11 protein-coding genes are annotated in these 14,131 nt (G+C 62.6%); 3 read left to right on the top strand and 8 right to left on the bottom strand.

The features are described 5' to 3' along the window. From USG84_RS15860 to USG84_RS15850, 3 genes are all read right to left on the bottom strand, one after another. Nucleotides 1–848, bottom strand: an 848-nt coding sequence (locus USG84_RS15860) for an HlyD family secretion protein (protein ID WP_320738365.1), incomplete at its 3' end; no start/stop codon positions are given. Further along, nucleotides 845–1,060, bottom strand: coding sequence for a DUF1656 domain-containing protein (locus USG84_RS15855; protein ID WP_151413898.1), 216 nt, complete (start codon nt 1,058–1,060; stop codon nt 845–847). The genes USG84_RS15855 and USG84_RS15860, both read right to left, overlap by 4 nt. Beyond that, a complete protein-coding gene (locus USG84_RS15850) occupies nt 1,053–3,029 on the bottom strand; it encodes an FUSC family protein (RefSeq protein WP_253541146.1) in 1,977 nt (658 codons plus the stop codon). Before USG84_RS15850 ends, USG84_RS15855 begins: the two co-directional genes overlap by 8 nt. A gap of 76 nt (nt 3,030–3,105) precedes the next feature. Here USG84_RS15850 and USG84_RS15845 point away from each other — a divergent pair, with 76 nt between their 5' ends. Continuing rightward, nucleotides 3,106–3,900, top strand: coding sequence for an AraC family transcriptional regulator (locus tag USG84_RS15845; protein WP_061098954.1), 795 nt, complete (start codon nt 3,106–3,108; stop codon nt 3,898–3,900). Here USG84_RS15845 and USG84_RS15840 read toward each other — a convergent pair. Then, nucleotides 3,897–4,787 (bottom strand): oxidoreductase, encoded by an 891-nt coding sequence (locus USG84_RS15840; RefSeq protein ID WP_253541143.1) that lies wholly within the window; start codon nt 4,785–4,787, stop codon nt 3,897–3,899. The two genes, USG84_RS15845 and USG84_RS15840, sit on opposite strands and share 4 nt — an antisense overlap. A 105-nt stretch (nt 4,788–4,892) precedes the next feature. On the opposite strand from USG84_RS15840, the gene USG84_RS15835 reads away from it, so the two are divergent. Then, nucleotides 4,893–6,014, top strand: a complete 1,122-nt coding sequence (locus USG84_RS15835; RefSeq protein ID WP_253541140.1) for a YbdK family carboxylate-amine ligase — start codon at nt 4,893–4,895, stop codon at nt 6,012–6,014. On the opposite strand, the gene USG84_RS15830 is transcribed toward USG84_RS15835, so the two are convergent. The 3 genes from USG84_RS15830 to USG84_RS15820 all read right to left on the bottom strand — a co-directional run bounded on the left by USG84_RS15830 (nt 5,965) and on the right by USG84_RS15820 (nt 12,988). After that, entirely contained in the window at nt 5,965–9,099 is a 3,135-nt protein-coding gene (locus USG84_RS15830; protein WP_320738364.1) for an efflux RND transporter permease subunit, read from the bottom strand. The genes USG84_RS15835 and USG84_RS15830 overlap by 50 nt on opposite strands. 9 nt (nt 9,100–9,108) lie before the next feature. Further along, nucleotides 9,109–10,170, bottom strand: a complete 1,062-nt coding sequence (locus USG84_RS15825) for an efflux RND transporter periplasmic adaptor subunit (protein WP_253541133.1) — start codon at nt 10,168–10,170, stop codon at nt 9,109–9,111. Between the two features lie 109 nt (nt 10,171–10,279). Beyond that, nucleotides 10,280–12,988 (bottom strand): cation-transporting P-type ATPase, encoded by a 2,709-nt coding sequence (locus USG84_RS15820; protein ID WP_253541130.1) that lies wholly within the window; start codon nt 12,986–12,988, stop codon nt 10,280–10,282. 488 nt (nt 12,989–13,476) lie between these two features. Here USG84_RS15820 and USG84_RS15815 point away from each other — a divergent pair, with 488 nt between their 5' ends. Then, entirely contained in the window at nt 13,477–13,725 is a 249-nt protein-coding gene (locus tag USG84_RS15815) for a DUF1158 domain-containing protein (RefSeq protein WP_041910998.1), read from the top strand. Nucleotides 13,726–13,781: 56 nt separating this feature from the next. Here the strand turns inward: USG84_RS15815 and USG84_RS15810 are convergent, their stop codons facing one another. Next, a complete protein-coding gene (locus USG84_RS15810; protein ID WP_028012253.1) occupies nt 13,782–14,123 on the bottom strand; it encodes a RamA family antibiotic efflux transcriptional regulator in 342 nt (113 codons plus the stop codon). Nucleotides 14,124–14,131 lie beyond the last annotated feature (8 nt).

Below are 14,131 nucleotides of genomic sequence, written 5' to 3'. Positions count from 1 at the left end.
ACGCTCGCCGACAGCCCCGCCACCAGCTCAACCCCCTCCGGCAGCCTGTCGATATGAATGCGCACCGGCACGCGCTGTGCCAGCCGCACCCAGCTAAAGGTGGGCTCGACGTCGGGCAGCCCCAACCCGCCCGTCTCGTCGTTGCTGTCCCCTATCCCACGCCCGATGCTCTCCACGTGACCTGCTATGACCGGCTCGTAACCCATCAGCACCACCTGCGCGGCATCCCCGACGCGGATATGGCGCAGCTTGGTCTCTTCAAAGTACCCCACCACCCAGAAGCTGTGGGCATCGACGATGGCAACCTTCGCCTCCCCCGCCGTCGCGTAGTCTCCGGGGCGAAGCCTCAGGTGCGTGACGTACCCCGAGACCGGCGCACGCACGGTGGCGTGGGCCAGATTCAGCTCGGCCAGCTCCAGCGCGGCCAGCGCGCCGTGATAATTGGCCGCCGCGACGTTCGCCGCGCTGCCGGTTTGCTGCAAATCCTCGCTCGAGATCGCGTTTTTAATCAGCGTGCGGCGATGGGCCGCGTCCTGGCGCATCAGCATCTCATGGCGTTTCGACTCAACATCAGCCTGCGCGCTGACCACCGCCAGCTTCAGCCAGCGCGGATCGATGGTGTAGAGCACATCGCCCAGGTTCACCCACTGGTTGTCCCGCACGGCCACGCTGATGACCGGCCCGGAGACGTCCGGCGCAATCTGCACCACGTCTGCCCGCACGCGGCCGTCGCGGGTCCACGGCGTTTGTGCGTAGTGTTTCCACATCATAAAGGCCAGAAGCGTGGCCGCCGCGACGGCGCTTAACGTCAGCGCATAGCGAGCCAGTAACGAGAGCAGTGATTTCATGACAATAACCCCAACGCGGTCAGGCCCTGCATCAGCAGGAAAAAGGTGACAATCCAGATGGAAACATCCATCAGCGGGCGGAACGGCAAGCGCCGGTAGATCCTGCTGAGAGAGAAAAGCGCGACGAGGCCCAGCGTGCAGACCAGCGCCGCGAGGGCGACCATCAGCAGCCCCGGAATAAAAACCCCGCCGATATTGAGATCGTTAACCATGCTCTGGCCTCCGTAATGCACAGTGCAGATCCACCAGCCTGAAGACAAACTGGCGCGTATGTTCATCTGCCGCAGGCAGATGGCGCTCGATAAGGGCGGCAATGCGTTCACGTACGGCGCTACTGTCCGCGGCGTTTATCCGATGAAAAAGCGCGTCAACCTCCCTGCCGGGCGGTGTGTCGCTGCGGTGTAAATGCATAACCGAAAGCCCCAGACGCAGCGCGTGCAGCAGCCGATCGAGCGCCTGCTCCGGCGCGCGCTCGCTGCGCTGTAAACGCGGCAGCAACAGGGCGGTTCGATCCATCATAAGGTTGATCCAGTGCGTTTCGTCCACCCACAGCGTGCCCTTCACGCTGCGGCGAATGTCGCGCTGGCACAGTTTCAGCAGTCGCGTGATGGCACCATCCGCCTGCACGGTTTGCAGCAGGCTCATGCTGATGACGGCAAAGCCGGTCGCGGCAAAGAGCGCGACGGCGGTGTTGGCGGCAACGGCAAAGTCTCCGCTGTAGTGCGCCCCCAGCTCGCACAGAATGGGCAGCGTCAGGGTGATGCCCATCGCCATAAACGTAGTGGGCGGGCGCGCCTGAAGCGACCCGGCCAGCAGATACGCCGGTGCAAGCACCGCCACCAGCACCGGGAAATCGCTCACCTGCGGCAGCAGCGCAAAGCTGTAGAACAGGCTAATGACCACGCCCCAGAACGAGCCAATGATGTATTTCACGATGTGCGGTGCCGGGGTATCGAAGCTGCCAAAGAGCGTGCAGCAGACGCCAAGGATAGAGACCGCCGTACCGCCATCCGGCCACGCTGAGAAGATCCAGACCAGACAGCCGCTCAGAATGATGGCGAAAGCCGCCAGCGCCGTGCGGGCGGCGGTAAGCGGATCGCGGTGGAAAACGTAGCCTTTCGCCGCGCGGGTTTGCCTCTCTCCAGAAACGGGTTTGGCGTGGTGGATGGCCCCGGAAAGACGCTCGCACTGCTGCAGGAGAGCGATGGCCTCCGAGAGGTAGCGAATAAAGCTGACCTGCAGCGCGTCGTCAATCGTCCGCGCCTGCGCGGCATACCGATCGACGAGAAGCGCACAGCGGAGCCGCAGCGCCTCTGCCGTGCTGCCGGCGCCCTCACCGGCAAGCCAGGCCTGAACATCGCCCAGCAACGTCTGCACGTCGGCGGGCAGGGTTCCGAACGCTGGCAGGCGATCGTGCAGTTCGCAGTTGACGATAACCAGCCGCGCCAGCCGGTCGTGGATCGCTTTTCTGGCCTGCCGCGCCGGAGCGGAAAGCGCAAAATCATACGGAATATGGTGGCTTATGCCCTGCAGAAACTGCAGCACCAGCGCCAGATGCAGCGGGCCGGAAGCCGCGTCGGGTTTGCCTGCTAAAGTATCCGCCACCCGCCCGCGCGCGGCCTGTAGCGTCTGGGATAATTTAGCGTTGAACTGGCCCGATACCCGCGCGGGCAGCACGTAGCGGTGGATCAGCGCCGCGCAGAAAATCCCAATCGCGATCTCCTGCACGCGAACGATGGCAACGTTAAAAATGCCGCCGGGATCGGACACCGCCGGAAAGCCAATCAGGCTCGCGGTGTAGCCGGCCAGCACGAATGCGTAGGCCCGGGGCGTGCGCTCCAGCAGGGAGAGCCACAGGCAGAACGCGATCCAGCCCGTCAGCACCGCGCTGCACAGAATCGGCCTATTCGCGAAGGTGGGCACAATCAGCACGGTCGCGCTGGCCCCCGCCACGGTACCGGCCAGCCGGTAGAGGCTTCTGCTCAGCGATGCTCCGACCGAGGTCTGAGAAACGATGTAAACGGTAATAATGGCCCACGAGGGACGTTCGAGGCCTATCGACAACGCAATGTAATAAGCCAGCATCGCCGCGGCAAAACTCTTCACGGCGTAGATCAGCGCGCCCGCATCGTTTCGCAATGCGGCGGGCAGGCGCACGGGATGAGAGAAGAAGTTTTTCATGCCGGGAGTATTACCGGCTTACAGACGCCCTTAAATACTCTATTCTGTCAAAAAATACCTAAATGTTGCCAGAATCGTGAAGCCTCAACTCGCTCATACGCTGTACGACCCTGACGCCACCGCCAGCCCGGCGGTGGCGCGTCGTCTGGACTTCGTGGATTACGCCGCGGAAGTGCCGGTGCATACCCACCGCAAGGGGCAGCTGATTATTGCCCGATACGGCGCGGTCAGCTGTTACGCGGAAAATGATATCTGGATCGTGCCGCCGGACTGCGCCGTCTGGATCCCCGGCGGGATCCCGCACAGCGCCAGGGCGACCTGGAACGCGCATCTGAACTATCTGTTTATTGAGCCCGGCGCGGCGGCGCTGCCGGAGAGATGCTGCACGCTGGCGATCTCGCCGCTGATAAAGGAGCTGGTCGATCGTCTGACACGCGAAGGCGTGGATTATCCCTCCGATAGCCACGTCGCCAGGCTGACCCGAGTGACGCTGGACGAGCTCGCCAGCATGCCGCAGCAGAAGCTGAGCCTGCCGGTCTCGGCCGACCCGAAAATTCGCGCGATGGCCGACGCGCTGGTCAGCCGCCCTGAGGACAGAAGCACCCTGAAGGAGTGGGCGAAACGTCTTGCCCTCAGCGAGCGCTCGTTTGCCCGCCTGATGCAGCGCGAAACCGGGCTGAGCTTCGGGCGCTGGCGCCAGCAGCTGCATTTGATTATTGCCCTGCGGGAGCTGGCCAGCGGCGTGCCCGTCCAGAACGTGGCGGCAACGCTCGGGTACGAATCCGTGAATGCGTTCATCACCATGTTCCGAAAAGCGATGGGCAGCACGCCCGCCCATTACTTTGCCGAACGGAAAAACAGCGGGCGTTAGCCAGGCCCCTCGCTCCCCGCCGCCAGCAGCGGCACCACCACCTCGCTGATGGGCACCGCAATACCGTGCTTGCGGCCGTAGCGCTGGATCACGCCGTTGCGGATATCCCACTCCATCGGGCGATCCGCCTGGCGGTCGGCAAGGATCGACGTGCCAAGGTCCTCAGGCGCACGCTGGAAGTTCGCCAGGATCTCCTGGGCCACGCCATCATCCAGCTTCGCCCCCTCGGCGCGGGCGACGGTAAGCCCCTCGCGCAGGTAGGCCAGCGCAAGCTCGCTGATATCCTCGCGCCTGAACATCCCGGCGCGGCGGTTGGCCAGCACCATCAGCCCGGCGACCGCGTTTTGCAGCAGCTTGCGCCAGGCGACGGTGGCGAAGTCCGCCGAGAGATCAACCGCGCAGCGCGTTCCGTGAAGCGCCTCAACCACCCGCTGCGCCTGCGGCACCTCCGGCAGGGTCAGGCGCGGCTTCGCCCGCAGCCAGACGGAGGCATCCGGCTCGCGCTGCGCCGGGAACCAGACCACCGACGGCAGCACCGCTGCGCCGTTAACCCACGGCTCAAGCTGGGCTTGTTGCTCCACGCCGTTTTGCAGGGCGCAGACCACGGTGTTTTCATCGCACAGGGCGCGCAGCCACCCGGCGCTGTCGGCATTTTGCGTCGTTTTTACCGCCACAAAAACGAGATCGGCAGGGCGCGTGATGATGGACGGATCGGTTAATACCGGACCGGGCACCACCGTTTCCCCCTCGTCGTAGCGCAAACGCAGCTCAGGATGCGCGGTACGTCCGCACAGCAGCGGCGTGCGGCCCGCGTCATGCAATACCGCGGCAATGGTGGTCCCAATCGCACCGGGACCTATCAGCGCAATGGTTAGATTGTCAGACATCATTCACTCCCCTTTTCGCTAAGCCTGCTAACAGTTATACCACCCTGAAAAGTGAGCGCCACGTCGTTGTCTATACTCAACACACAACAGACAACGGAGTGCGCCATGCCTTTACCCGATTTTAAGTCCTCTGAACCTTTCACCCTCGGCATCGAGCTCGAACTGCAGGTGGTTAACCCGCCGGGCTACGATCTGAGCCAGGACTCCTCCGCCCTTATCGCCGCCGTCAAAGACGAGATCAAAGGCGGCGAGGTTAAGCACGACATCACCGAAAGCATGCTCGAAATCGCCACCGGCGTATGCCAGACCATCGACCAGGCGGCGGCGCAGTTCTCGGTGATGCAGCAGAGCATCCTGCGCGCGGCGGCGGAGCAGCATATTCAGATCTGCGGCGGCGGGACGCACCCGTTCCAGAAGTGGCAGCGTCAGGAGGTGTGCGACGACGAGCGCTATAACGTCACGCTGGAGCGCTTTGGCTATCTGATTTTGCAGGCAACGGTGTTCGGCCAGCACGTGCACGTCGGCTGCCGGACCGGGGACGACGCGATTTACCTGCTGCACGGCCTGTCGCGCTTCGTGCCGCACTTTATCGCCCTGGCGGCCGCCTCGCCGTACATGCAGGGCACCGACACAAAGTTCTCCTCGTCGCGGCTCAACATCTTCTCCGGGTTCCCGGATAACGGCCAGATGCCGTGGGTTAACAGCTGGCAGGAGTTCGAGGGGCTGTTCCGCCGCCTGAGCTCTACCAGCATGATCGACAGCATTAAGGATCTGCACTGGGACATCCGCCCCAGCCCGCACTTCGGCACCGTCGAGGTGCGGGTGATGGATACGCCGCTGACGCTCGGCCACGCGATTAACATCGCCGGGCTGATTCAGGCGACGTCCCACTGGCTGCTGACCGCGCGGCCGTATAAGCATCAGGAACGGGATTTTCTGCTGTACCGCTTTAACCGTTTTCAGGCCTGCCGCTACGGGCTGGAGGGGATCCTGACGGACGTGCACACCGGCGAGCACAAAACCGTGGCGGAAGACATTGCCTGGCTGCTGGAGCAGGTTGCGCCGTCGGCCGAGAAGCTCGGCGCGACGAGCGCAGTCAATGAAATTGCCCTGCTGTTAAAGCAGGGCAAGAGCGAGGCGCAGCGCATGCGGGACTTTATCGCCGACGGCGGCTCGCTTATTTCTCTGGTGCAGAAGCACTGCGAGCTGTGGGCGACGGGTCCGTAAGGCCGTGGCCCCACTCGCGCAGGCGCTGGAACAGCACGAACAGCGCGGGGATAAACACAATCCCCACCACGGTCGCCACCAGCATGCCGCTGAACACCGTGGTGCCGATGATGCGGCGGCTCTGGGCACCCGCCCCGGTCGCCAGCATCATCGGCAGTACGCCAATGATGAACGACACGGCGGTCATCATCACCGCGCGGAAGCGGCGCGATGCCCCTTCTCTTGCGGCATCGACAATCTCCATGCCGTCCATGCGCCGCGCGCGGGCAAACTCCACGATAAGAATGGCGTTTTTAGCCGCTAGCGCGATCAGCAGGACCAGGCCAATCTGCACGTACACGTCGTTGGCGTAGCCCGCCATCCACAGCCAGACCAGCGCCCCGCCGATGGCGAACAGCACCGAGAGCATTACGCTCGCCGGAAGCGTCCAGCTCTCGTACTGGGCGACGAGGAACAGCCACGCCATCACCACCGCCGCCAGCACAATCCATATCGCCTGATTGCCGGTCTGCTGCTCCTGATACGACATGCCGCTCCAGGCGTAGTCGTACCCGGCGGGCAGGCTCTGCGCCAGGATCTCGCCCATCGCCGCCATCGCGGTGCTGCTGCTTACCCCTTCCGCTGCCGAACCGCTTACCGATACCGACGGGAACTGGTTGTACTGCTGAATAAATGGCGCGCCGACGGTCGGCGTGATGGTGACGAGGTTGCTCAGTCGCACCCGCTCGCCGCCGTTGCTGCGCACGAACAGCTCGCTGATTTGCTCCGCGCGCTCGCGCCACTGCATCTCGTTCTGCATCACCACGTGGTAGACGCGGTTGTTGACGCTGAAATCCCCGGCGCGTGTGCCGCCGAAGGCGGTTTGCAGGCTGCTGAAGATGCGCGACACCGGCACGTCGAGGCGTGCGGCGCGCTCGCGGTCAACGGTCAGCGTCAGCTGCGGCACGTTGCTGCTCCAGGTGGTGAACACGCGGCTCAGCTGCGGATGCTGGTTGGCTTTCGCCAGCACCTCACGCGTCACGCGCTCCAGCTCCGCCGGGCTCTGGCCCGCCTGCGCCTGGATGCGCAGGTCGAACCCGGAGGCGTTGCCCAGCCCCGGCAGCGTCGGCGGCGCGAAGGCCATGATGGTCGCTTCCGGCAGGGCCAGCAGCTGACGCTGCAGGGTGCCCATAACCTCGTCCAGCGGCGGGCGCTCGCTCCAGTCCTTCAGCATGATGGAGATAAACCCGCCGTTGGAGGCGCTGGTGCCGTTGAGGATGTTAAACCCCGAGACCTGAATCACGTCCTCCACCGCCGGATGTTTAGCGATGAGTTCACGCGCGGTAGCCATCACCGCTTCGGTGCGCTCCAGCGAGGCCGCCTCCGGCAGCTGGACGCTGGCGAAGAAGTAGCCCTGGTCCTCCTGGGGCAAGAAGCCTTTCGGCATCGACGTAAAGCTGAACGCCACCACGGCCGCCGCGCCCGCGGTGGCCAGCAGCGCCAGCCACGGGCGCAGGTTTAAGACGTTCACAATGCGGGTGTAGAAACCGCGCGCGGCATCCAGCCCGCGGTTAAAGGCGCGATAAACTGCCGCGGGTTTCTCCGGGCGCGGACGCAGCAGCAGCGCGCACAGGGCGGGCGTCAGGGTCAGCGCCACCAGGCTTGAAAGCGTCACGGCGGTGGAAAGCGTCACCGCGAACTGGCGGTACAGCTCGCCGACAATCCCCGGCAGGAGTGCCACCGGCAAAAACACCGCCAGCAGCACCAGCGTCGTCGCAATCACCGGCCCGGCGATCTGGCGCAGCGCCAGCGCGGTCGCCGCCGTGCGGCTCTGCCCTTCCGCCATCAGCGTTTCGACGCTCTCAACCACCACGATGGCGTCATCCACCACCATGGTCAGCGCCAGAATAATGGCGAACAGGCTCAGCGTGTTGGCGGAGTAGCCGAGCGCGTAGAGCACCGCAAAGGTGCCCACCAGCGACACCGGAATGGCGAGGGCGACAATCAGCGTCGCGCGCCAGCTTTGCAGGAACAGGGAAACGACCACCACAACGGCCAGCATCGTCAGCGCCAGCGAAACGCCAATCTCCTGAATGGTGGCGGCAACGAAGGCGGTGGTGTCGAATTTCACCTCGTAGACCAGGTCGTCCGGGAAGCGCGTCGAGAGCCGCTCCAGCTCCGCGCGCACCGCGTCGGCCACGCGCAGGGCGTTGGCGGACGGGGTCGGATAGATGCCGAGATAGGCGGAGTCGTGCCCGTTCAGCTGCGCGCCCGAGCTGTAGCTGCGCGAGCCGAGCTCGATGGTGGCAACGTCCTTCAGGCGCACCAGCTGGCCCATCTCCCCGGCGCGGATAATGATGTCGGCAAAGTCTTCGGCCTGGCTTAAGCGCCCCAGCCCGTTGATGGTCAGGGTCTGCTGCTGGCCGTTAAACACCGGCGGCGTGCCGACCTGGCCTGCCGCCCCCTGCACGTTCTGCTCGCGCAGCGCCTGGGCCACGTCGTCGGTGGTGACGTTCAGGGCGTTCATGCGGTCCGGACGCAGCCAGATGCGCATGCTGTAGTCGCGCGCGCCGAACATCTGCACCTGCCCGACGCCCGGCAGGCGGGACAGCGCCTCGCGCACCTGGGTGCTGGCGTAGTTGCTGACGAACAGCGGCGTGTGGGTGTTATTCGGTGAGTAAAGGCTTACCCCCATCATCAGGTTGGTGGCGCGCTTGCGCACCTGCACGCCGTTTTGCTGCGCCTCGGTCGGCAGCTGCGCCAGGGCCTGCGACACGCGGTTCTGCACGTCGATGGCGGCGAGGTCCGGGTCGGTGCCCGCCGCAAAGGTAATGTTCAGGCTGTAGCTGCCTTCGTCCGAACTCGTGGACTCCATATAGAGCATGTGATCCACGCCGTTCAGCTGGGTTTCCAGCGGCGTGGCGATGGCCTCCGCCACGTCAGCCGAGCTGGCGCCCGGCCAGCTGGCAGACACATTCACCACCGGCGGGGCGATCTGCGGGTACTGCTCCACCGGGATAATTCTCAGCGCGATGGCCCCCAGCAGGGTGATAACCAGCGCAATCACCATCGCAAAGCGCGGGCGTTTGATGAAAAACGTCAGCATGATGGCTCCTTAATTGAGTATCTGGACGGCAGCGCCGGGCTGCACGCGCTGCGCGCCGTCAGTAATCGCTCGCTCACCGGCCTTTACGCCGGAGGCAATGTGAAACTGCTGTCCAGGCTGCCCGGCGACCTTCAGCGGGCGCATTTCGGCTTTGCCGTCGGCGTTAACTATCCAGGCAAAGAACCCGTCGCCGTTCTGCTGGACCGCCGCGGCGGGCAGGGTCAGCACCGGCTGCTCGCTGGCCGGACGCAGGGTTACGTTCACGTTGCCGCCGGGCAGGAGCTGATGGCGCGGGTTGGCGAACTCGGCGCGCAGCATCACGCTGGCGGTACGCGGATCGATGCGGTTGTCTACGGACGTCAGCTCGCCGCTGACGCGCTGGCCGTTGCCGTCAATGAACGCCTGCCAGGCCTGCTTCATGGCGCTGATATCCGCATGCTGTCCGACTTTGGTGGCAAACGCCCCCTCCTCCAGCGCAAAGGCGATGCGGATCGGGTCAAGCTGCACCACCTCCACCAGCACGCCGCTGGCAGGATTCACCAGGCTGCCGACGTGGAACTGGCTGTGCCCCACGCGGCCGTCAATCGGCGAGGTGATGCGGGTGTAGTTCAGCGTGACGCTGCGGGTGTCGAGCCGGGCTTTGGCCTGCTCCAGCGCGGCGCTGGCGACGTCCCGCTGCATGCGGGCGTTGTCCACGTCGTGACGGCTAATGGCGTTGCTGCTGCCCAGGCTTTCAAAGCGGGAAAGCTGCTGCTGCGCCTGACGCAGAGTGGCTTCGGCGCTTCTCACCTCGGCCTGCGCCAGGCGCAGGGCGGCGCGCGGCTCGGCGTCGTCCAGCTCGAACAGCACGTCGCCTTTTTTCACGTACTGCCCGTCGCGGAAGTGGATTTTGGTGATCACGCCTTCCGTGCGGGCGCGCAGCTCAACGGTGTGGATAGCTTCGACGCGGCCCGGGATCTGGCGCTCGGCGGCATGGGCGGTCTGCTCCACGGCGGCGACGCGCACCGGAATGGCGGCGAATGCGGGTTGCAGGGTACTGACAAGAAGTGCTAACAGGACCGGGAATTTCATGGGAGTACCTCAGCGTTGTCTCCCCTCACCCCGGCCCTCTCCCCAAAGGGGCGAGGGTGTTCAAGTTCCCTCTCCCCTGTGGGGAGAGGGTTAGGGTGAGGGGTCTTTGTTATGCAGCCTTACGGAACCTGCGGGTCAGTCGCTTCTCGATTTCAACGACGAAGAACATCACGCCCGCCACCGCCAGAGTCACAAACCAGTAGCGCAGCGGCAGCGCTTCGGTGCCGAACAGCATCTGCATAAACGGCAGGTAGATAATCGCCGCCTGGAGCAGGAACAGCACGCCCGTCACCAGCCAGATCCCTTTGTTCGCCAGCAGGCCGCGGTTCAGGGAGAACCCTTCGGTGTTGCGGCAGTTAATCATGTACACCCACTGGGCGCAGACCAGCATCTGCAGCAGCACGGTGCGAATGAACTCCGCGCTGTGGCCGCGCGGGGCCAGCCAGGCCTCCAGCGCAAAGGCGGCGATGGCAATCATGGTACCGACAAAGGCCACGCGCCACACGGCGTAGGCGTCCATCACGTGCTGCCCGGTCTGGCGCGGCGGGCGGCGCATGATGTTGCGCTCGGCAGCCTCAAAGGCCAGGCCGAAGGAGAGCGTGGCGGAGGTCGCCATGTTCATCCACAGAATCAGCACCGGCGTCAGCGGAATGATGTTCCCCGCCAGCAGCGCAATCACAATCAGCAGACCCTGCGCCAGGTTGGTCGGCATGATGAATAGAATGGTCTTCTTCAGGTTGTCGTAAACGCGACGCCCCTCTTTCACCGCGCTGGCGATGGTGGCGAAGTTATCGTCCGTCAGGACCATGTCCGCCGCCTCTTTGGTCACCTCCGTGCCCTTGATGCCCATCGCGATGCCCACGTCCGCCTGACGCAGCGCCGGGGCGTCGTTCACGCCGTCGCCGGTCATACCGACGATTTCGCCTTTGTCCTGCAGCGCTTTCACCAGGCGCAGCTTATGCTCCGGGCTGGTACGTGCAAAGATGTCATACTTCACCGCCGCTTCCGCCAGCGCGGCGTCGTCCATCTTCTCCAGCTCGTAGCCGGTGACCGCCTGCTCGCTGTTGGCGATCCCCAGCATCTGGCCGATGCTCATCGCCGTCTGCGGGTGATCCCCGGTGATCATCTTCACGCGGATCCCCGCCTGCTGGCAGGCGTTAATCGCATCAATCGCTTCCGGACGCGGCGGATCCATCATCCCGGCGATGCCGAGGAAGATCAGGCCGTGGCTCAGGTCATCGTGCGTAAGCGCCTGCTCGCCGTTCGCCGGCTTGAACGCCGCGGCGACCATGCGCAGCCCCTGACGCGCATAGCGCTCCATCTCGCTTTCCCAGTACGCGCGGTTGAAGGCTTCCGCACCGCTGCGGGTCTGCTGCTGGGCGCAGAGGGCGAAAATGACGTCCGGCGCGCCGGTGATCAGGATCTGCTCCTCACCGCCAATCTGGTAGTGGGTGCTCATGTACTTGTACTGCGAGTCGAACGGGATCTTGTTAACCAGCGCGGTCGCCACTGGCTCAAGGCTGGCCTTCGCCGCCAGCACCTTCAGCGCGCCCTCGGTCGGCCCGCCGGTAATGCCCCACAGGCCGCGCTCGTCCTGAATCAGCTGGCTGTCGTTGCACAGGTCGATGGTGCGCAGGTATTGCTCCAGCACGGTGCCCGGCTGGATCTGCACCGGCTCGTCGCTGCCTTCCAGGTAGATATTGCCCACCGGCTCGTAGCTGTTGCCGTCCACGCGGTAGCAGACGTCGGCGGTGATGATGGCTTTCACCGTCATCTCGTTCATGGTCAGGGTGCCGGTTTTATCCGAGCAGACCACGGTCATCGCGCCCAGCGTTTCAACCGTCGGCAGCTTGCGGATAATCGCCCGCTTGCGCGCCATCGCCTGCACACCCAGCGAGAGGATGATGGAGATAATGGCCGGCAGACCTTCCGGTACGGAGGCGACCGCCAGGCTGATCAGGGAGAGCAGCAGCTCGCCCATCGGGATCTCGCGGAACACCAGGCTGAAGACGAACAGCGCCGCCATCATCGCCAGAATTATGGCGAAGATCGCCTTGCCCAGCTTGTCCATCTGCACCAGCAGCGGCGTGCGGTGCTTTTCAATGCCCGCCATCATCTGGTTGATATGGCCGAGTTCCGTCTCTTTACCGGTCGCGGTGACAACGCCGACTCCGCCGCCCGCGCTCACGGTCGTTCCGGAGAAGACCATATTGGTGCGGTCGCCCAGCGGTAATTCGCCGCTCAGCGGATTCGTGTGTTTATCCACCACGGTGGATTCACCGGTCAGAATCGCCTCTTCCACGCGTAAATTATGCGCCTCGATTAAACGCATATCCGCCGGAATACGATCCCCCGCGCGTAAAACAATAATATCGCCCGGGACTATTTCAGTTGTGGGTATAGTTTCGTGGTTGCCGTTGCGAATAACGCGCGCCTCGCTGGAGAGCATATTACGAATGCTCTTCAGGGATTTTTCCGCGTTGCTTTCCTGAATATGGCCAATTAAGGCGTTGATAACCGCGACGCCCAAAATAACCAGCGTATCGACCCAGTGGCCCATTACCGCCGTTAATACCGCGGCGGCCAGCAGAACGTAAATCAGCACATCGTTAAAATGGGCTAAAAAACGCAGCCAGGCGGGTTTACCTTTTTTCTCCGGCAGCGCGTTCGGGCCCTGTTTTTGCAGACGCGCCTGCGCCTCTGCACGATCCAGACCGCTGGCCTGGCTCTGCACGTGCGTAAGCACCTGCTCTGCGGTCTGCTGGTATGCCAGCCCGCCGGAAGGCGGCACGTTTGGGGAGTATTTTTTTTCAGTCATCGTATTTTTCCTTCAATATCCGGTGAACAGAAGCCTGAATTCCTTTCTGGCTTAAATAAATTGTTTTTAAAGTCTTGCGGGTAAAATTGATCTACCGCAATATATTTACCACTGGGTTATTCAAAATTGATTAAAATTATTTCGACGAGCTGATTTTTACAAAATATTTCTAAACCAATCCTAAACGAGGGGGAACCATGTTTGGTATTTATCGCGGACGGCGCCTGGCGTTATACATTGTCGCAGCCATTGTTATTGCGACGTTAATTGGATATAGCACCTATATATTTGTAAAATTATTATCGTGATGCAGACATTTATTTACATAGTGCGATATTAATTTAATCATCAGGATTAAATTATTCTCTTTCCGCGCATTATTCGTCGGGGTATGGAATTATTTAATTAAAAAAGGGCCGGCGGGTTGATATTGCTTTACGTTAAAGGATGCCGGACAATGACATTTTTAACTGACGATTAACATTACGATGAAACACCCGTTGGAATCGCTGCTGACTGCGGGGGGCATTTTATTGATGGCCCTGATCTCTTGCTTACTGCTGCCCGCGCCGTCGCTGGGTCTGGTGCTGGCGCAGAAGCTGGTTCAGACCTTTCATATGGTCGACCTGAACCAGCTCTACACCATTTTGTTCTGCGTGTGGTTTTTACTGCTCGGCGCTATCGAATTCTTCATCCTGCGTTTCGTCTGGCGCCGCTGGTTCTCACTGGCGTCGTAAGCCAATAAAAAAGCCGGGTGGCAGCGATGCCTTACCCGGCCTTTGTTTCCTCAATTTCAATGCGCCCGACTATGGTTCTCTTTGCGGTAAGCCCCAGGGGGCTGATGGAAGGTGCGGGTAAAGATGCGCGTAAACGTCTGCTGCGATTCAAAGCCGTAGCGCAGGCAGATTTCGTACACGCGCTCGTCAGATTCACGCAGATCCCGCGCCGCCAGCAGCAGCTTGCGTTCGCGAATATAGCGCCCGAGGCTTTCGCCTTTGTACTGCATAAACAGCCGCTGTAAATGCCACTTGGAGTAACCCGCGTGGCGGGCGATCTCTTCGATGCGTAGCGGCTGGTGTAGGTTGTCATCGATCCATTCGACAATCGTATCAATGACCTGAGCGGAAATCGTCATGCTGCTCT

It is taken from the genome of Enterobacter sp. 168J2 (genome assembly GCF_034107265.1).
Classification (GTDB): domain Bacteria; phylum Pseudomonadota; class Gammaproteobacteria; order Enterobacterales; family Enterobacteriaceae; genus Enterobacter; species Enterobacter nematophilus.
Note: the sequence above shows the minus strand (reverse complement) of the source record. Positions and strands in the feature narration are given on the sequence as shown.